Below are 18,120 nucleotides of genomic sequence, written 5' to 3'. Positions count from 1 at the left end.
GCGGCGATGACTCGTCGCACCCGCACACCCGCACACTCACACCGCAGGCGACACGTACACCGCGTGCTTGCCACGGCACCGCCGGCCCCTGACCGGGGCGGGGCCACCGCGTGGAGCCGATTTTGGGCGAATCGATTCCGCACCCCTTGGGACGAGAAGTAGCAGCACCCACAACTCCATACAGGCTGGACCAGCACGCTTTCGCACCACCTCCATGACACCCACGTCCCTGCCGACGTGTTTAACCGACCGGAGGAAGCCGTGGCCGCAACGCCCAGGTTTCGCAAAGATGCAGTCGCAGTACCGGAGGAGAAGCACCCGGTCGACGAGACCCTGCCTCCGCTGAAGATGTTCACGAGCGGTCTCCAGCACGTGGCGGCCATGTACGCGGGTGTCGTAGCCCCGCCCATGATCGTCGGACCGGCGGTCGGCCTCTCCGCCGCCGAGACCGCCTTCCTGATGGGCGCCTCGCTCTTCACCGCAGGGCTCGCCACCCTGCTCCAGACCCTCGGGTTCTGGAAGATCGGCGCCAAGCTGCCCTTCGTCAACGGCGTCTCCTTCGCCGGTGTGACCCCGATGATCGCCATCGGCAAGGGCCAGGGGAGCGACGCCATCCCCATCATCTTCGGCGCGATCATCGTCGCCGGAGTGGTCGGGTTCATAGCCGCCCCCTACTTCGGCAAGCTCGTACGCTTCTTCCCGCCCGTCGTCACCGGCACCGTCATCACCCTGATCGGCGTGTCCCTGCTGCCGGTGGCCTTCAACTGGTCGCAGGGCGGCAACCGCGCCGCCGCCGACTACGGCTCCATGAAGAACATCGGCATGGCGGCCCTCACCCTGGCGATCGTCCTGGTGATGCGGAAGTTCCTGCGCGGTTTCCTCCAGCAGATCTCCATTCTGCTGGGCCTGGTCGCCGGCACGCTGATCGCCCTCCCGCTGGGCATGACCAGCTTCGACGCCGTCAAGAACGCCTCCGTCGTCGGCTTCCCGACCCCCTTCCACTTCGGTGCCCCGCAGTTCCAGGTCGCCGCCATCGTCTCGATGTGCATCGTGATGCTGGTCTGCATGACCGAGTCGACCGCCGACATCCTGGCCCTCGGCAAGATCGTCGGCCGGCCCGCGGACGCGAGGACCATCGAGGGCGGCCTGCGCGCCGACACCCTCGGCAGCGCGCTCAGCCCGCTGTTCAACGGCTTCATGTGCAGCGCCTTCGCCCAGAACATCGGACTCGTGGCGATGACCAAGGTGCGCAGCCGCTTCGTCGTCGCCGCCGGCGGCGGCATCCTGATCCTGCTCGGCCTGTGTCCCATGGCCGCCTCCGTGATCGGGGTCGTCCCGCTGCCCGTCCTCGGCGGCGCCGGCGTGGTCCTCTTCGGTTCGGTCGCGGCCAGCGGCATCCAGACCCTGGCGGGCGCGGCCATGGAGAAGGGCGAGAACGCCCTGATCGTCGCCGCCTCCGTCGGCATCGGCCTGATCCCCATCGCCGCGCCCGGCTTCTACCACGCCTTCCCGAAGGACCTGCTCGTCGTCCTCGACTCCGGCATCAGCACCGGCTGCGTGGTGGCGATCCTGCTCAACCTGGCCTTCAACCACCTCGGTGCGAAGCGCGACGCGGCCGCGGAGGACGCGGAGGCCGCGGCGGAGCCGGCCTTCGTCCACTGAGCCCGCCGCCCCGGCCCGCCGGGCCGGACCCGGGCGCCGCGCGCGGCGGCGCGTACGTCACCCACTGCGGGTGTGGCGTGCGCGCCGCCGCGCGTCGGCGAGGCCCCGCACCCGCCGTCACCGCGGGGGCCCGGCACCGCGGACCGGGCGCCGCGGACCCGACGCCCGTGAAGGCGCCCGCGGCCGCCCCCGCGACCACCCTCCTACGCCGTCCCGTGCGGGCGGCCGGTCCCGTAGGGCAGGGCCTCGTCCCAGGCCACCGGCGTCGTGTCCGCCCAGATGTCCGGCCGGACCGTCCGCACCCGCCGGCCCGTGCGGTCCAGCTCCTGCGCCTGCGACTTGCGTACGTGCAGGGCCACCGCCGTGTCGGTCACGCGCAGCCCCGGCATCCTCCGCGTCAGGTCGGCGGTGTACCGCGACAGTTCCTCCATGGTGCGCAGCCGGGCGCCGATCATGAAGTTCCAGCGGCCGCTGACGGACATGCAGGTCCGGGTCTCGCGCAGACCCGAGGCCACCGCCGCGCAGTCGGCCACCTCGTGCTCGGGCACCTCCGCCCACACGGTCGCGGACACCGGCCAGCCCGTCAGCCCCGCGGCCATCGCACAGCTGTAGCGCAGGCTCTGCCCCGCCTCAAGGCGGCCCAGGCGGCGCCGTACGGTCGACTCGCTCATGCCCGACTCCCGGGCCAGCGAGGCCACGCTGCGCCGCGCGTCCGCGGCCAGTGCCAGCACCAGCGGCCGGTCCTCCTGCGGCATCGGGGCGACGGGCGCCGGGGAGGCGGTGGCTCCCTTGCGGCGGCCGCGCCCGGTCAGCAGGTCGGCCTGGGCGGGCGTCAGCTGGTCCAGGCGCCAGCGGTCGGGGGAGGCGTGCACGGCCGTGACCATCGAGGAGCGGGTGCCGACCACGCCCGGTATCCGCTGCACCCGGAAGGAGAGGTACTGGTACAGCATGTGCAGGTCCGGCACGGCGACGAAGGCCAGCAGGTCGCGGTCGCCCGTGGTGTGCTCCACGCCCATGGTGTGGGCGTCGCCGGTCAGGGCCGCGCCCACCGCCGGAGCGGCGCCCGCCGCACACGTCACCTCGACCCACGCCATGCAGGGGGCCTGGTTGCCCGTGCGCAGCCCGAGGCCGCAGACCCAGGCGTCGCCGGCGGCGGTCATCCGCTCCCAGCGGCGGGCGAGGGTCTCGGGACGCACGCCGAGGACCTGGGCCAGGCGCTCCCAGCTCGCGCGCGGGGCGAGTTGGAGTGCGTGGACGAGCGCCCGGTCGGTGTCGTCGATGGCGGAAATGGCCGAGTTCATACCTTCCCCTGGTGGTTCTCCCGGCCATGGGCCGGTCAACCCTGCTTTCGGCTGATCATCTCTCCTCGTGGGCCCGGCCGTGCCACCAGGCGGTTGAGTGGGCCTTGAGGAGATCGGGAGGAGGACGTGTGGGGAACCCCGGCTCGAACCTGCGCCACGCGGTGCCGGCCGAACCGTCGAGCTTCGTGGGGCGGGAGCGCGAGCTCGCGCGCACCGCTGCCCTGCTCCGTACGGAACGCCTGGTCAGCCTGGTCGGACCAGCGGGAATAGGCAAGTCCCGGCTGGCCGCGCGGACCGCTCGCGCCCTGGTCCGCGAGGAGGGCGCGGAGGTGGTGTGGGCCGCTCTCGCGAGCCTGTCCGCGCCGCGGGGAACCCTGGCGCGGGAGTTGGAGGGGCGGCTCGAAGGCCGCCGGGCGCTGCTGGTGCTCGACGGCTGCGAGCGGCTCGGGGAGCGGGCAGGGGTGCTGGCGGGCCGGCTGCTGGCTCGATTGCCGCAGGTGCGAATTCTGGCCACCTCGCAGCGGACTCTCGGGTTCCATGACGGGGCGGAGGTCTTCGTGGGCCCGCTTCCCCTGCCGCCGGAGCCACACGATCCGGCCAGTCGGCGGCCCTCCCGCGACCTCCCCGACCGGGCCGGAGCCGACGCGTTCCGTACGGCCGGGGCCGACGGGTGCGCCGGCGCCGCCGAGGTCTCCGGCTACGCCTCCGTACGCCTCTACGCGCAGCGGGCGCGCGCCGCGGACCCCTCCTTCGAGCTCACCGACCACAACGCCGCCGCCGTCGCCGCCCTGTGCCGCGCCCTCGACGGGATCCCCGCCGCGCTGGAGCTGGCCGCCGGGCGCGCCGGCCGCTACAGCCCGGCCGAGGCGCTGCACCGGCTGACCGCCGACCCGCTCGGGTTCCTCGCCGAGGGAGCGGACCGCCCCGGCGGCACCGACCTCCTGCGCGCGCACCGGCTGTCCTCGCCCGGGGAGCGGCTGCTGTGGACCCGGCTGTCCGTCTTCGCGGGCTCCTTCGACGAGGCCGCCGTCGCGCAGGTCTGCGGCTTCGGCGAGCTCGGCCCCGAGGACGCCGCCGAGACCCTGCGCCGGCTCGCCCCCGCCCTGCTCGCGGAGCCCGGGGAGCCGGGCCGCTACCGGCTGCCCCTGTCCGTACGGGCCTACGAGGCCCGGCGGCTCGCGCACGCCCCGGGCACCGAGGCGGCGCTGGCCGAGCGCCGCCACCACGAGCGATGTCGGGTCATCGCCGAACGGGCCGCCTGGCTGTGGCGGTCGGGGGCGCAGCCCCAGGCACGCGCCCTGGCGCTGCGGGAACTGCCCGAGCTGCGCCGGGCGATGGACCCGCTGTCGGAGGCCGGACCGGCGGGGGCGCTGGAGGTGGCCGTGTCCCTGTGGTTCCTCTGGTCGGCCTGCGGGCTGGAGGCGGAGGGGCGCCGGCACCTGGAGCGGGCCCTGGCCCTGCACCCGGAGCCCCGGCCGGCCCGCGCGCTGTGCCTGGCGGCCTGGCTGGCCGCCGCCTTCGGCCCGGCGGGGGCGGCCGATCCGCTGCTGGTGGAGGCCTGGACCGCGGCCGTACTGGAGGGGGAGGACACCGCTCTGGCCTACCTTGCACATGCCCGGGGCACCGCGGCCCTGTGGCAGGACCGGCCCGGCGAGGCCGGCGACGAGTTCCGTGACGCCCTCGGCCAGCTGCCGCCGGAGCCGGAGTTCGGGCCGGGCCGGGAGGTGCTGCGGGCCGCCCTCGCGATGGCGCTCGCCCACACCGGCCCGGGGCCCGCACCCGTCGGGGACGGCGCGGGGGACGACGTCCCCGCCGACCTGTGGGCCCGGTCCTGGTCCGACTACGCCCACGCGCTCGTGCAGCGGCGCGAGGACCGCCCCGCGCTGGCCCGGACCCGGCTGGTGGCCGCCCTGGAGATCCAGCTGGCCCTCGGGGACCGGCTGGGGCAGGCCCTCTCGACGGAGCTGCTGGCCGAACTGGAGGCCGGCCTCGGCCACTACGAGGAGTCCGCCAAGCTGCTCGGCGCGGTCGCGGGCCACCGCCCGGCCGCCGCCTGCACCCCGCGCGCCGAGCGGACGCTGCGGGCCCGCATGACCCCGGAGGCCTTCCGGGCGGCGCACGCGGAGGGCTCACGGAGCACCCTGAGGGACCTGCTGCCGGAACTGTGAGCCGCAGGTCACCGGGTGGGGCGGGAGGTGCCCGCGGGCCCGGAGTTCCTGCGCCCGCCCGGCGTACCGCGTCAAGGACGCGGAAAGACATCGCATGAGCCCACCCCTTCCGACCGGACAGGTGGTAAAGCGATGCCCGAAACACCGCAGCTCTGGATGCGCGCCGAGACCCGGCCCACCGAACGCCGCGCCCCCCTGACCCCCGAGGACGCCTTACGGCTCGTCCGGCAGGGCGTACGGATCACCGTGGAGGAGTCCGGCCACCGGGTCTTCCCGCTCGAGGACTACGAGGCCGCCGGCTGCCGCACCGCGCCGGCCGGCTCCTGGTCGCGGGCCGCGCCCGGGTCCGCGTACGTCCTCGGCCTCAAGGAGCTCCCGCCGACGCCCGAGCTCCTGCACCACCGGCACGTCTACTTCGGGCACGCCTACAAGGGCCAGGCGCAGGCCCCCGCGCTGCTGCGCCGCTTCGCGGCGGGCGGCGGGACCCTGCTCGACCTGGAGTACCTCGCCGACGCGCAGGGCCGTCGGCTGGCCGCCTTCGGCTACTGGGCCGGGTACGCGGGAGCCGCGCTGGCCGCCCTGCACGCCCGCGGTGCCCTCAGCACCCCGCTGGTCCCGCTGCCCCGGCCCGAGCTGGACGCCCGGCTGCGCGCGGCGGCCCCCGACGGGCTGCGGGCACTGGTCATCGGCGCGGGCGGCCGCAGCGGGCGCGGCGCCTGCGACGCCCTCGCCACCGCCGGGATACCGGTCACCCGCTGGGGCCGCACCGCGACCCGCAGCCTGGACCGGGCCGCGCTGCTCGGCCACGACATCCTGGTCAACGCGGTGCTGACCACCCGTCCGGTGCCGCCCTTCCTCACCCCGGCGGACCTGGAGGCCGGGGGCCCCCGGCGGCTGTCGGTGATCGCCGACATCACCTGTGACACCGGATCGGAGCTGCACCTGCTCCCCGTCTACGACCGCCTCACGGACTGGACGGCCCCGGCGCGGAGGCTGCCGGGCGGCGGGCCGCCGGTGGACGTGATCGCCATCGACAACCTCCCGTCGCTGCTCCCGGCGGAGGCGGCCCGGGCCTTCTCGGCGGACCTCCTGCCCAAGCTCGCCGCCCTGCACGCGCCGTCCCCGGACCCGGACTGGCTCCGCTGCCGCGCGGCCTTCGCCACGGCCCTGGCGGCCCTGACGGGTCCGGACCGCGCGGCCTAGGACGGCTTCGGGGCAGCTACGGGAGGTCCGTGTCCGGCTGCCAGAGCATCAGGTTGCTCATCAGCTCCGCCTGCTCGACCGCGTCGTCCAGCGCGTGGTGGGTGTGGCGGCGCTGCGAGCGCAGTTCGCGGGGCATCCGGCCCTTCACGGCCGCCCGCAGGGGGACCCGGGCCTTGGCCGCGTACAGGGTCTTCATGTCCAGGCAGCCGGAGTGGCCGAAGGGGCTGTCGTCCCCGAACTCGATCAGGTACCAGTAGAGGAAGGTCCAGTCGAAGGAGGCCGGGTAGCCGCACATCACCGGCTGCGCCCCGGCCGAGACCTCCCGCACCCACGCTCGGAACTCCGCCATCGCCGCGGCCGGGTCGGCGCCCTCGCGGAGCAGGCGTTCGCGGTCCAGGCCGCTGACGGCGAGGGCGGCGTCCACGTACCGGTCGCTGATGGGGCGCAGCTCCCGGTAGAAGGTGTGCCGTTCCGGGTCGGCGGCCGTGTACACGGCCCCGTCCTGGCGGCCGGCGACGGCCGCGCCGAAGCTGATCATCGAATAGGGGCCGGGGATCGGGCCGTCGGCCTCGATGTCGACGGAGATGTAGAGACTGGGACGCGCGGGACGGACTGCCATGGCCTGATCATGACAGCCCGCCCCGCGCGTCCACCTCCGATTTACGGAGCGGCCGTCAGGAACATGCCGGTGTGGTCGCCCCCGGCGGTGTTCTTGCAGCTGGAGGCCGAGTTGGCGGGCTGGGCCACGGCCAGGGCCAGGCAGCGGCCGACGGCCAGCTGGCCGTAGTAGTTGGGGTGCATGGACTCCTGGACCAGGCCCTGCGATTCGTTGTTGTCGATCCAGCGCGCCCATTCGCCCGTCTTCGCCGAGGCCGGGACGGTGGAGCTGACCTGCTTGCTGGCCTTCGCGCAGACCTCACGGCCCTGGAGCATGTCCCGCAGGTCCAGGAACTGCACGCCCTTGGCGGCCGCGACGCCCTTGAGGCGGTTCGCGATCTGCGGCACGAGGGAGTCGCGGGCCCAGTCGGAGTCGCGGTTCCAGAACGGACAGCCGCCGGTGTTGAGCCGGCTCCAGTCGCTCTGGGTGTACCGGTTCTCCGCGCCCCGCGGGATCGGGGACGGGTAGGACTGGAGCACGATCCGGTACGAGGCGTCCGCGTACCCGGCCTGGCGCATCACGGCGCGGATCTCGTCGACCGACTTGCCGACGTTCGCCATGACGCCGTCGATCTTCTGGTCGACCCCGGCCTGCTGGTCGTCGTAGCAGTACGAGCCCCACAGGACGAAGTCGTACGCGCAGTCCTTGATGATGTCGGCGAAGCCCAGGTCGTTGCCGCCGACGGACAGCGCGATGACCTTCACGTCGCGGCTCGCGGCGACCGCGGCGAGCTGGTCGGCCTGCGGCGCCTCGCCCTTGTAGGCCACGCCCCCGTTGGAGGCGCGGAAGACGTTCTGCGAGACCGCCCCGGAACAGGCCAGGTTCACCGCCGTCTCGGCGACGGCTCCGGCGCTCAGCACCTCGGCCGAGTCGGAGCGGTGGCACCCGCCCGCGGTGGTGCCGTATACCTTCGCGGGATCGTAGGAGCTGCCACTGACCCACGCCCGGTCGGTGCCGTTCCTGCTCCCGCTGTTGGTCAGGCTGTTGCCCTTCCAGCGTCCGGCCTCGCCGGAGATGTAGCTGTCGCCCATGGACACCACGGCGGTGGGCCCCGTCCCGGGTCCGGCCACGGCCGTCCCGGCTCCGCCGGCGAGCAGCGCGGCCGCGAGCGGCAGTACCATCCCGGCGCCGGCCAGTCGTCGCACACGACGAGGGGCCGCACGGCCCTCGCCGGCCTTTCGGAATCCGATCACTGCGGAACTCCTGCGGTCGGCCACGCCGAAGTCGCCAACAACTTCGGTGCGTGGCTTGGAAAGTGGGGGTACCTCCGGCGCCGGTGGCATCGGAAAGGTGGCACGCGCCCGCTTGTTACCGCTAGGTACAGTCAGGTTACGATGCAGTAACGTCCGACCGGTCGGTCGGGCGCCGGGGCCGCGTCAGGGCACGGCCGTGCGTGAACGCGCCGGAGCCGGGCCCGTTGGCACGGGCCCGGCTCCGGTGTGCTTCGAGTCAGACGCCGGAGGGCGTCCGCTGCCGCTCCTGCGTACGGCCGGGAGCGGCGCCGGCCGGGGCGGCTCCGGCGGGCCGCCGGCCCACGGCCCGGGAGGCGAGCGTGGCGGCCGAGACCAGGTTGGTGCCCAGGACGCGGTAGTTGTACGTGTTCCAGGCGGAGACGAACGGCAGCGTCAGACCGTTGACCATCGGGACGTAGCCGATCCAGAACCACGGGGAGCGCGAGGCCGCGCCGGGGACCACCACGGCCGCGGCCATCGGGACCAGGACGATCAGGGTGTAGTGGTCGAAGGACGGCTTGGTGCCCAGGAAGGCCGCCAGCATCAGCATGGCGCTGGTCTCCACCAGGCGCAGGCCCTCGTGGCCGCCCCGGCGCCAGCGGAGCCAGGCCAGCACGATCATGAGGGCCGCCGCGGCCAGGCCGGCGGCCCCGGCCACGCCCTCGGGCAGGCCCAGCCGGGTCAGGACGTTGGAGACCGAGGCGTCGAACGGCGCGGCGAAACCGCCCTGTCCGCCGAGCAGGTAGGGCAGCGTCTTGGTGAGGAACAGCGTGGGCTGGGGCATCATCGCGCCGGCCGCCACCGCGATCACCGCCGGCACCACGATCGCGACGGCGAAGGCCTTGAACTGGCGGGCCATCAGGAAGACCAGCACCACGGGGGCGAGGATCGGCTTGATGCTGATGGCCACGCCGAACACCACCGCGGCCGCCGTCCAGCGGCGGTTGGCGGCCAGCAGCAGCACCGCCGGGAGGGCCATCACGTAACCGGAGGTCCAGTTGCCGATCTGCACGACGTTGGTGAACGGCTCCAGGAAGCAGAGCGCGATCGCACCGAGCACGGCCAGGCGGCTCCGCGCCGAGACCCCGAATATTCGCAGCGAGAGGATCCAGCCCGTGAGGACGAAGGCGATGCCGACGAAGGGCAGCAGGTCCAGCCGGGTCTTCAGGGAGAACCAGAGCCAGGGCACGCCGGCGAGGACGCCCGGCGGCAGGTAGAGGAAACGTTCCTCCTCATACGGGGGCCTGCCGTGATTGAAGACGTCCGCGGCCTTGATGACCCACTCGTTGTCGAGGCCGACGTTCCCCGAGTGACGGGCCTGGTAGTAGACGTTGGCGAGCAGCGCGACCGCCGCCGCCACCAGGGCCAGCGGCGCCCGTCCCCGGAGCCAGTCGAAGAGCCGGGGGTCGCCGTCGCCGGCTCCCGCCGAACGCCGTGTTCCGGGCGCGCTACGCATGGGACGAGTCCATTCGGTGTCGATGTCGGCGGGTGCTGCCACTCGGCTGCCACCGGCGCCGTGACCGGTCGGCCGGGCCAGGTCGCAAGGCCCGCGGCGGGCAACCTTACCCGTTGCCCCCGGTGCCCCGGTGAACTGAGGTGCCGTCAGCGCCCCTGACCGGGACCCCCTCTCGGGTGGGGGAGGCGGGCGGCCGGGCCGGGATCGGCCCATGATATGGTGACCGGGTTTGCATCTGAAATTGTACTGATAAGTACCTCCGCACCGGCCCCCGAAAGCGTTGTCGATGGTCTCCGACGTCAGTTCCCCGCCGGTATCCATGTCGCCGCCCCCGGCGGCCCAGCCGGAGGAGGTGCGAGGCGGCGCGCCGGCCGCCGGCAAACGGCCCCGGCTCTACGTCCTGGACGGCCTCCGCCTGATCGCCGCGATGGGCGTCGTCCTGTGGCACTGGCTCGGAGTCGAGCGCTTCCCGCAGATCTGGCACGGCAAGCCCAGCGAACTGATGCCGGCCGGCCACCTGGTCGGCGCGTACAGCTGGACCGGCGTCGAGCTGTTCTTCCTGATCAGCGGCTTCGTCATCTGCATGTCCTGCTGGGGCCGTTCGGTCGGCGACTTCGTCACCTCGCGCGTGGTCCGGCTCTTCCCCGCCTACTGGGTCGCGGTCCTGCTCACCTCCGTCTGCCTGCTGATCGTGCCGACCATCTGGGGCGACAACACCAAGCGGCCGACCCTCTCGCGCATCCTCACGAACCTGAGCATGGCCAACATGCCGGTCGGGGTCGACAACCTGGACCCGGTCTACTGGACCCTCTGGGCCGAGCTCCGCTTCTACCTGCTGTTCGGCGTACTCGTCGCGATCGGCCTTACCTACCGCCGGGTGCTGGCGTTCTGCGGGATCTGGGGCGTCGCGGCGCTGATGGCGAGCGCGTCGAACTTCCCGCTGCTCACCGTGATCGTCCAGCCCACCTACGCCTGGTACTTCATCGCGGGCATCGCGATCTTCCTGATGTACCGCTTCGGCCCCAACCTGCTGCTCTGGGGCATCGTCGGATTCTGCTGGCTGATGGCCCAGGACTCGCTGCGCGGCGTGGCCGGCGGATACGAGTACGGCACCCAGCACCGGCTCTCCTGGACCCTCACGCTGTTCTGCACCACGGTCGCCTTCGGCGTCGTGATCGCCGCCGCGCTGGGTGCGTTCAACTGGATCCGGTGGAAGTGGCTGACCGTCGCGGGGGCGCTCACCTACCCGCTCTACCTGCTGCACCAGATGATCGGCTGGCAGCTGATCACCCGCCTGCGCCGGTACCTGGAGCCGTATCCGACGCTGATCGCGGTGACCGTGATCATGATGGTCGCGGCCTACCTGGTGCACCGGCTGGTGGAGCGCCCGCTGGCCCCCTGGATGAAGCGGAAGCTGGACGCCTCCTTCGCCCAGGTCCGCAAGGACGTGCTCACCGGCGGCGGCAGGGGCGCGAAGGGCTGACCGCCCGTCCCGCCCGCGCGAACGCGGCTCCCCGGACACGGCTCCGCCCCCGGCACCATCTCGGTGCCGGGGGCGGAGCCGTACTCGACTGCTGTGCGATTCAGCCGAAGAGGGTGGTGCGGGCCGTGCCCGGGGTCAGCCGACCAGCTGGTCGTACGCGGGGAGCGTCAGGAAGTCCGCGTAGTCGGCGTCCAGGGAGACCTGGAGCAGGAGGTCGTGGGCCTGCTGCCACTTCCCGGCCGCGAAGGCCTCCTCGCCGACCTCGGCGCGGATCGCGTCGAGCTCCTCGGCGGCGATCTTGCGGGTCAGCTCGGCGGTGGCGCGCTCGCCGTTCTCGAAGACGACGCCCGCGTTGATCCACTGCCAGATCTGGGAGCGCGAGATCTCGGCGGTGGCGGCGTCCTCCATGAGGCCGAAGATGCCGACGGCGCCGAGGCCGCGCAGCCAGGCCTCGATGTAGCGGGTGCCGACCTGGACCGCGTTGCGCAGGCCCTCGTAGGTGGGCTTGGCGTCCAGCGAGTCGATCGCGATCAGGTCGCCGGGGGCCACCGAGACGTCCTCGCGGAGGCGGTCCTTCTGGTTGGGCTTGTCGCCCAGGACGGCGTCGAAGGAGGCCATGGCGATCGGGACCAGGTCGGGGTGGGCGACCCAGGAGCCGTCGAAGCCGTCGCCGGCCTCGCGGTCCTTGTCGGCCTTGACCTTCGCGAAGGCGACCGCGTTGGCCTCGGCGTCCTTGCGGGACGGGATGAAGGCCGCCATGCCGCCGATCGCGTGCGCGCCGCGCTTGTGGCAGGTGCGGACGAGCAGCTCGGTGTAGGCGCGCATGAAGGGGGCGGTCATCGTCACCGCGTTGCGGTCCGGCAGGACGAACTTGGCGCCGCCGTCCCGGAAGTTCTTGACGATGGAGAACAGGTAGTCCCAGCGGCCCGCGTTCAGGCCCGCCGCGTGGTCCTTGAGTTCGAAGAGGATCTCTTCCATCTCGTAGGCCGCGGTGATGGTCTCGATGAGGACGGTCGCGCGGACGGTGCCCTGCGGGATGCCCACGTAGTCCTGCGCGAAGACGAAGATGTCGTTCCAGAGGCGGGCCTCCAGGTGCGACTCCGTCTTCGGGAGGTAGAAGTACGGGCCCTTGCCGAGGTCGATCAGGCGCTGGGCGTTGTGGAAGAAGTAGAGGCCGAAGTCCACGAGGGAGCCGGAGGCCGGACCGCCCTCGAAGCTGAGGTGGCGCTCCTCCAGGTGCCAGCCGCGCGGGCGCATGACCACGGTCGCGAGCTGGTCGGCGGGCTTCAGGGCGTAGGCCTTGCCGGTGCGCGCGTCGGTGAAGTCGATGCGGCGCTCGTAGGCGTCGATGAGGTTGAGCTGGCCGAGGACGACGTTCTCCCAGGTGGGAGCGGAGGCGTCCTCGAAGTCGGCGAGCCAGACCTTGGCGCCCGAGTTCAGGGCGTTGATGGTCATCTTGCGGTCGGTCGGACCGGTGATCTCCACGCGGCGGTCGTTCAGGGCGGCCGGGGCCGGCGCGACCTTCCAGTCGCCCTCGCGGACCTGTGCGGTGTCCGGGAGGAAGTCGAGCGTGGAGGTGCGGGCGATCTCGGCGCGCCGCTCGCCGCGTCGGGCGAGGAGCTCGGCGCGGCGGGGGGCGAACCGCCGGTGGAGCTCGGCCACGAAGGCGAGGGCCGCTTCGGTGAGGACTTCGTCCTGCCGGGGCAGGGGCTCGGCGTCGACGATGGCCAGCGGGGACGGCGCTGGTGCGGACATATCTGTCACTCCTTCAGCGGCGGTGCCTGGCGGCCGCGGGGGAATGCTCGCGCGAGACGGCACGCAGTGCCGTCGGGTGTGGAGAGTTCCGGGTAACGGTCGCGGGCGCCGTCTGGGGGTTCAGGGCGCTTCTGACCAGTGGATAGTAATTTCCTCATGGTGGAAGTTCAATGGTTTGTTGATGTCGAGATTCTCTGAGTCGACAGATTCCACTTGCCGGTGGCCCTCAGTGCCATCGCGGTCACGCCCCGCTCAGTCCAGACGCGCCAGGTCGGGCGGGGTGTCGATGTCGAAGGCGGCCGCGACGTCCCCGCACTCCACCAGCATGACCTCGGCGGCGTGGTTCCTCAGGTGGACGCGCGCACCCTGGTCCCCGGTCGCGGTCGCCGCGATGTCCGCCCAGCGGTCCGCCCCGAACAGCACGGGATGCCCGCGCTCCCCGTCGTACGCCGCCGCCACCAGGCTCGACGGCGACCGGTACGCCTCCCGCACCCGGGCCACCGCGGCCGCCCCGATGCCCGGCTGGTCCACCAGCGACACCAGCGCCGCGCTCGCCCCCGTGCCGGCCAGGGAGGTGAGGCCGACCCGCAGCGAGGAGCCCATCCCCTCGGCCCAGTCCGGGTTGTCCACGACCACGCACCCCGCCAGGTCGGCGCGCTCGCGGACCTCCGCGGCCGAGGCCCCGAGCACCACGTGCACCGGGCCGCAGCCGGCCTTGCGCAGCACGCGCACGGCGTTCTCGACGAGCGGCCGCCCGCGGTACGGGAGCAGCGCCTTGGGGCGCCCGCCCAGCCGGCGCCCGCCGCCCGCGGCCAGGAGCAGGCCGGCGATCAGGGGAGGGGGCGGGGGGAGGGCCTCCCCGGACGCGGAGGTCACTGGGGCAGCGGACCGGCCGGGGAGGGCTTCGCGGGAACGTTCGACTGCTGACATGTCAGCGATTCTCGCCGCCCCTTCCCCCGAAAGGGTGGCAGCCCCGCCAGCAGCCGCCGTACGGAGGCCAGGGCGACCCCGATCCGCAGCGGCTCGCAGACCCGGTTCTCCGCGGCGGCCACCAGGGCCCGTTCGTCACGATCGGTGAACACGTCATACGGCATCGCGGAGCACTCCTTGCCAATCGGGGGCCAATACCGCGAGTCTGGACCCGGATTGGCCTGGCGGGCAGAGCCAATCAGGGGAGGTTGGCATGGCGAACGGGCGAGTGGTCCATACGGCGGACAGGACGATCGGGAGCCGCCAGCTCGCGGCACTGCTCCCGCCCGAGGTACTGGCCCGACCCGGATACCGGGCCCTCGCCGACTCCGTCCGCACCCTGATCCTCGACGGCCGGATCGCCCTGCACGTCCGCCTGCCCGCCGAACGCGAACTGGCCGAGGCGGTCGGCGCCAGCCGCGCCACCGTCACCGGCGCCTACGACCTCCTCCGCGGCAGCGGCTACGTACGCAGCCGGCGCGGCTCCGGCACCTGGACCGAGCTGCCCGACGGACACGGACCCGTCGGCGCCCACGCCCTCGTCGGGGCCGGCGGCTACAGCGCCGACGGCGACCCCGGCATCGACCTCGCCATCGCCGCGATGGGCGCCCCCGAGGGCAGCCTTGCCGACGCCCTCGCCCGGGCCGCCCCGAAGCTGCCCGCCCTCACCCGCACCCCCGGCTACCACCCCTTCGGACTGCCCGACCTGCGCGCGGCCGTCGCGGACCGCTTCACCCGCCGCGGCCTGCCCACCCGCCCCGAGCAGATCCTGGTCACCGCCGGGGCCCAGCAGGCCTTCGCCCTCGTGGTCAGCCTGCTCTGCCGGCCCGGGGACCGGGTGGTCACCGAGAACCCCACCTACGCCAACGCCCTCGACGCCCTGCGCCACGCGAGACTGCGCACCGGGTCCATCGCCGTCTCCGACACCGGCTGGGACATGGAGATCGCCGAGTCCACGCTGCGCCAGACCGTGCCCCGCCTGGCGTACGCGGTCCCGGACTTCCACAACCCGACGGGCTCCCTGATGCCGCAGGAGCAGCGGCTGCGGCTGCTCGCGGCGACCCGGGCCACCGGCACCTGGCTGGTGGTCGACGAGACCATCGCCGACATCGCCCTGGACGTGCCCGCCCCCACACCACTGGCCTCGCTCGCCCCCCGGTCCGGCGCCGACCACGTGATCACCATCGGCTCGCTGAGCAAGACCCACTGGGGCGGCCTGCGGGTGGGCTGGGTCCGGGCCACCGCGAAGCTGATCGCCGAGCTGACCGCCGTACGGGTCTCCGCGGACATGACCGGCTCCGTACTCGACCAGGCGGTGGCGCTCGTGCTGCTGGAGGACCTGGACCGGACCCTGCCCGGCCGGCTCGCGCAGCTGCGCGCCCAGCGGGCCGCCCTGGTGTCCGCGCTCCAGCGGCACACCCCCGAATGGTCCTGGCGGCTGCCGCCGGGCGGCCTCTCCCTCTGGGTGGACCTCGGCGAACCGGTCAGCTCCGCCCTCGCGGAACGCGCCGCGGCCGCCGGGGTGCACATCGGGCGCGGGGCCCGCTTCGGCGTCGACCCGGGCACCTTCGAGCACCGCCTGCGCATCCCGTACACCCTGCCGGCCGACCGCCTGGAGGAGGGCGTGCGCCGCCTCGCGGCCGCCTTCCACGACGGCGTCCCGCTGGCCCCGGGGGTCGAGCGGCCGTACTGGGTGGCCTGAGCGGCGGCCCTACCGGGCGGTCCGCCGGAAGTACGCGTTGGCCGCCGGCCGGAACATCAGGGCCACGGCCACCAGCACGGCCGCCACGTGCACGCCCCGGCTGGCCCCGAAGACCAGGTCGAGGGCGCCCGCCCGGGCCAGGGCGTCCGCGACCGAGCCGCCGTCGGCGAGGTAGCCGAGCGGCTGCACGACCATCGAGGCGGTGCCCAGCACGCCCAGGCCCAGCGCCAGGGTGACCCGTGCCCACCGGGCGCCGCCCCGCATCCGCCGGGCGCACAGTACGGTGAGGGTGAAGACCGTGAGCCGGACGGCGAGACCCGTTCCGATCTCCCCGGCGGAGCCGGTGCCGCCGGCGGCCATCCGGCCGACCGCGAGCACGGTTTCGAAGGCTCCGGCGGCGACGGCCGCCAGCCACAGCCCGTAGGCGGTGCGGCCGGGGGAGCGGTGGGGGCGGGGAGGTCGTGCCGTTCGGTCGTGCCGGGGATCGCGGACATCGGGGGCTCGCTTTCGCGTACGGGGATCGACCCCCCGAATGCTTCCGGCCGGGCGGCCCCGCCACCCGCCTGCCTCCCGGTGTCCGAGCGGGGGGACAACCCCCGTGAGGACGGCTCCTACGGCGTGCGGATCAGCCGGCGGGTGGCGGCCGCGGCGACCGCGGAGGTGCGCGAGTCGACGCCGAGCTTGGCGTATACGTGCACCAGGTGGGACTTGACCGTGGCCTGGCTCAGGAACAGCCGCTTGGAGATCTGCTGGTTCGACAGCCCGTCCGCGACCAGCTGGAGCACCTCCAGCTCGCGCTTCGTCAGCGCCTCCGCCGGGGTGCGCATCCGGTCCATCAGCCGCAGCGCCACCGCCGGGGCCAGCGCCGACTGGCCGGCCGCCGCAGTGCGCACCGCCGCCGCCAGCTCCTCCGGCGGGGCGTCCTTGAGCAGGTAACCCGAGGCGCCGGCCTCCACCGCCGCCAGGATGTCGGCGTCGGTGTCGTAGGTGGTCAGGACGAGGACCCGGGGCGCGCCCGGCCGGGCGGTGATCGCCGCCGTGGCGGCCGAGCCGTGCATCCCGGCCCCGAACTGGAGGTCCATCAGCACGACGTCCACCGGCTCGGACGCGGCCAGCTCCACCGCCCGCTCCGCCGTCGCCGCCTCCGCGACCACCGCGAAGTCCGGCTCGGTGTCCAGCACCGCGCGCAGCCCGGCGCGCACCACGGGGTGGTCGTCGGCGAGCAGCAGCCGGATGGTCATGGTCAGGCCTCCACGGGCAGCGGCAGGGTGACGGCCACGGCGGTGCCCTGGCCCGGGTCGGACTCCACGGTGAACAGCCCGCCCAGCGACTGGGCCCGCGCCCGCATCGCGGGCAGGCCGAAGCCGCCGTCACCGCCGGCGGCGACGCCGGCGGGGTCGAAGCCCCGGCCGTCGTCGACCACGTCCAGGGTGACCGAGCTGTCCATGAAGGTCAGGGTGATCTCCGCCCGCCCGGCCCCCGCGTGCCGCACCACGTTGGCCAGCGCCGACTGGGCGATCCGCAGCAGGGCCACCTCGTACGGGGTGGGCAGCGCCCGGGGTGCGCCGCTGACGGAGAAGCGCACGCGCGGGCCCGGGGCCCCCGAGCACAGCCGCTCCAGCGCCGCCGCCAGCGAGCCGTGCTCCAGGTCCGGGGGAGTCAGGGCCCGTACGAAGCGGCGTGCCTCGGCCAGGTTGTCCTGCGCGGCCTGCCGGGCCCGGGCGATGTGGTCGGCGGCCGGCGCGTCCTGGGGCAGCGCCCGCTCGGCCGCCCGCAGCAGCAGCTGGATGGAGGACAGGCCCTGGGCCAGGGTGTCGTGGATCTCCCGCGCGAGCCGCTCCCGCTCCGCGAGGATCCCCGCGCCCCGCTCGGCCGCCGCCAGCTCGGCCCGGGTGGCGATGAGCTCCTCGATCAGCTCGCGGCGGCGCTCGCTCTCGCGGTACAGCGCCTGGTAGCCGAGCACCGTGGCGACGGCCACCGCCCCGCCCAGCAGCGGCCCGAGGAAGGCCCCCGGGGTGAGGGCGCCGCCGTGCGCGAGGAAGCCCCCTATGGCGGCGCAGGCGGTGACCCCGACGGCCGCGAGGGCCCAGCGCAGCCGCAGCAGGTGCAGCTCCAGGAAGTACAGCGGGAAGGCCACCCACAGCCCGTCGGGGGAGAGGACCAGCAGGGCGGCCCACACGGCCCCCACCCCGGCCAGCCACAGCCCGGCGGCCCGCGCCGAGCGGTGCACGGCGGGGGCGCGCACGCCCGCCGCGTAGACGGCGGCCAGCAGCACGCACAGGCCGGTCACCCAGCCGGCCCGCGGCGCGGAACCGGCGACGGCGCGGGCGGAGGCCAGCGCGAGCAGCCCGAGCAGCAGCGCGTGCAGGCACAGCCGCAGTACGCGGGTGACGGGTGTCAGGGGGCGGGAGGGCGGTGCGGCAGACATCGTCCGACCAGCGTAAGCGGGCGGCCGGGGACCCCGGTCAACCGAAAGTTCGATGTCCGGATGCCACCTTCGATACCAGGATGCCTCCCGTGGCGCGATGCCC

General features: G+C 73.9%; 15 protein-coding genes. 5 read left to right on the top strand and 10 right to left on the bottom strand.

The window, feature by feature from the left end; all coding sequences use genetic code 11:
• Window positions 1-261: 261 nt before the first annotated feature.
• Entirely contained in the window at window positions 262-1,662 is a 1,401-nt protein-coding gene (locus ABD973_RS05615; RefSeq protein WP_125823029.1) for a nucleobase:cation symporter-2 family protein, read from the top strand.
• A gap of 203 nt (window positions 1,663-1,865) precedes the next feature.
• Here ABD973_RS05615 and ABD973_RS05610 read toward each other — a convergent pair whose 3' ends face one another.
• Entirely contained in the window at window positions 1,866-2,963 is a 1,098-nt protein-coding gene (locus ABD973_RS05610; RefSeq protein ID WP_125823030.1) for an Lrp/AsnC family transcriptional regulator, read from the bottom strand.
• Window positions 2,964-3,091: 128 nt separating this feature from the next.
• On the opposite strand from ABD973_RS05610, the gene ABD973_RS05605 reads away from it, so the two are divergent.
• Both ABD973_RS05605 and ABD973_RS05600 read left to right on the top strand, forming a co-directional pair.
• Window positions 3,092-5,131, top strand: coding sequence for an ATP-binding protein (locus ABD973_RS05605; RefSeq protein ID WP_345498894.1), 2,040 nt, complete (start codon window positions 3,092-3,094; stop codon window positions 5,129-5,131).
• 132 nt (window positions 5,132-5,263) lie between these two features.
• Window positions 5,264-6,334, top strand: coding sequence for a saccharopine dehydrogenase (locus ABD973_RS05600; protein ID WP_345498892.1), 1,071 nt, complete (start codon window positions 5,264-5,266; stop codon window positions 6,332-6,334).
• Window positions 6,335-6,350: 16 nt separating this feature from the next.
• Here the strand turns inward: ABD973_RS05600 and ABD973_RS05595 are convergent, their stop codons facing one another.
• The 3 genes from ABD973_RS05595 to ABD973_RS05585 all read right to left on the bottom strand — a co-directional run bounded on the left by ABD973_RS05595 (window position 6,351) and on the right by ABD973_RS05585 (window position 9,680).
• The gene (locus tag ABD973_RS05595; RefSeq protein ID WP_125598682.1) at window positions 6,351-6,953 is read right to left on the bottom strand and encodes a 3'-5' exonuclease; all 603 of its coding nucleotides are present in this window, start codon (window positions 6,951-6,953) and stop codon (window positions 6,351-6,353) included.
• 41 nt (window positions 6,954-6,994) lie between these two features.
• Window positions 6,995-8,275, bottom strand: a complete 1,281-nt coding sequence (locus ABD973_RS05590; protein WP_125823033.1) for a GDSL-type esterase/lipase family protein — start codon at window positions 8,273-8,275, stop codon at window positions 6,995-6,997.
• A 166-nt stretch (window positions 8,276-8,441) separates the two neighbouring features.
• Window positions 8,442-9,680: a glycosyltransferase family 87 protein gene (locus tag ABD973_RS05585; protein WP_164720983.1), complete on the bottom strand. Its 1,239-nt coding sequence runs from the start codon at window positions 9,678-9,680 to the stop codon at window positions 8,442-8,444.
• A gap of 319 nt (window positions 9,681-9,999) precedes the next feature.
• On the opposite strand from ABD973_RS05585, the gene ABD973_RS05580 reads away from it, so the two are divergent.
• A complete protein-coding gene (locus tag ABD973_RS05580; RefSeq protein WP_345498888.1) occupies window positions 10,000-11,163 on the top strand; it encodes an acyltransferase family protein in 1,164 nt (387 codons plus the stop codon).
• Window positions 11,164-11,298: 135 nt separating this feature from the next.
• On the opposite strand, the gene aceB is transcribed toward ABD973_RS05580, so the two are convergent.
• From aceB to ABD973_RS05565, 3 genes are all read right to left on the bottom strand, one after another.
• The gene (gene aceB / locus ABD973_RS05575; RefSeq protein ID WP_125823035.1) at window positions 11,299-12,918 is read right to left on the bottom strand and encodes a malate synthase A; all 1,620 of its coding nucleotides are present in this window, start codon (window positions 12,916-12,918) and stop codon (window positions 11,299-11,301) included.
• A gap of 252 nt (window positions 12,919-13,170) precedes the next feature.
• On the bottom strand, window positions 13,171-13,752 hold the full coding sequence (locus ABD973_RS05570) for a nucleotidyltransferase family protein (RefSeq protein ID WP_345504484.1): 582 nt from the start codon (window positions 13,750-13,752) through the stop codon (window positions 13,171-13,173).
• 38 nt (window positions 13,753-13,790) lie between these two features.
• A complete protein-coding gene (locus ABD973_RS05565; protein WP_125823036.1) occupies window positions 13,791-14,012 on the bottom strand; it encodes a hypothetical protein in 222 nt (73 codons plus the stop codon).
• Between the two features lie 89 nt (window positions 14,013-14,101).
• Here ABD973_RS05565 and yczR point away from each other — a divergent pair, with 89 nt between their 5' ends.
• On the top strand, window positions 14,102-15,589 hold the full coding sequence (yczR, locus tag ABD973_RS05560) for a MocR-like transcription factor YczR (protein WP_125823037.1): 1,488 nt from the start codon (window positions 14,102-14,104) through the stop codon (window positions 15,587-15,589).
• Between the two features lie 9 nt (window positions 15,590-15,598).
• Here the strand turns inward: yczR and ABD973_RS05555 are convergent, their stop codons facing one another.
• The 3 genes from ABD973_RS05555 to ABD973_RS05545 form a co-directional block, all read right to left on the bottom strand.
• Window positions 15,599-15,967 (bottom strand): hypothetical protein, encoded by a 369-nt coding sequence (locus ABD973_RS05555; protein ID WP_345498885.1) that lies wholly within the window; start codon window positions 15,965-15,967, stop codon window positions 15,599-15,601.
• Window positions 15,968-16,200: 233 nt separating this feature from the next.
• Entirely contained in the window at window positions 16,201-16,830 is a 630-nt protein-coding gene (locus ABD973_RS05550; protein ID WP_007267402.1) for a response regulator, read from the bottom strand.
• A 2-nt stretch (window positions 16,831-16,832) separates the two neighbouring features.
• Window positions 16,833-18,017 (bottom strand): sensor histidine kinase, encoded by a 1,185-nt coding sequence (locus ABD973_RS05545; protein ID WP_125823039.1) that lies wholly within the window; start codon window positions 18,015-18,017, stop codon window positions 16,833-16,835.
• Window positions 18,018-18,120: the final 103 nt, after the last annotated feature.

The organism is Streptomyces racemochromogenes (assembly GCF_039535215.1).
In the GTDB taxonomy this organism is placed as follows: Bacteria; Actinomycetota; Actinomycetes; order Streptomycetales; family Streptomycetaceae; genus Streptomyces; species Streptomyces racemochromogenes.
This window is presented reverse-complemented; position numbering and strand designations above follow the sequence as displayed.

Excerpts from the sequence above, each read along its gene's own strand:
- ABD973_RS05600 (WP_345498892.1), top strand. The coding sequence starts at position 5,264 with ATGCCCGAAACACCGCAGCTCTGGATGCGCGCCGAGACCCGGCCCACC.
- ABD973_RS05610 (WP_125823030.1), bottom strand. The coding sequence starts at position 2,963 with ATGAACTCGGCCATTTCCGCCATCGACGACACCGACCGGGCGCTCGTC.
- aceB (WP_125823035.1), bottom strand. The coding sequence starts at position 12,918 with ATGTCCGCACCAGCGCCGTCCCCGCTGGCCATCGTCGACGCCGAGCCC.
- ABD973_RS05565 (WP_125823036.1), bottom strand. The coding sequence starts at position 14,012 with ATGCCGTATGACGTGTTCACCGATCGTGACGAACGGGCCCTGGTGGCC.
- ABD973_RS05545 (WP_125823039.1), bottom strand. The coding sequence starts at position 18,017 with ATGTCTGCCGCACCGCCCTCCCGCCCCCTGACACCCGTCACCCGCGTA.
- ABD973_RS05585 (WP_164720983.1), bottom strand. The coding sequence starts at position 9,680 with ATGCGTAGCGCGCCCGGAACACGGCGTTCGGCGGGAGCCGGCGACGGC.
- ABD973_RS05590 (WP_125823033.1), bottom strand. The coding sequence starts at position 8,275 with ATGCCACCGGCGCCGGAGGTACCCCCACTTTCCAAGCCACGCACCGAA.
- ABD973_RS05550 (WP_007267402.1), bottom strand. The coding sequence starts at position 16,830 with ATGACCATCCGGCTGCTGCTCGCCGACGACCACCCCGTGGTGCGCGCC.
- yczR (WP_125823037.1), top strand. The coding sequence starts at position 14,102 with ATGGCGAACGGGCGAGTGGTCCATACGGCGGACAGGACGATCGGGAGC.
- ABD973_RS05580 (WP_345498888.1), top strand. The coding sequence starts at position 10,000 with ATGTCGCCGCCCCCGGCGGCCCAGCCGGAGGAGGTGCGAGGCGGCGCG.
- ABD973_RS05595 (WP_125598682.1), bottom strand. The coding sequence starts at position 6,953 with ATGGCAGTCCGTCCCGCGCGTCCCAGTCTCTACATCTCCGTCGACATC.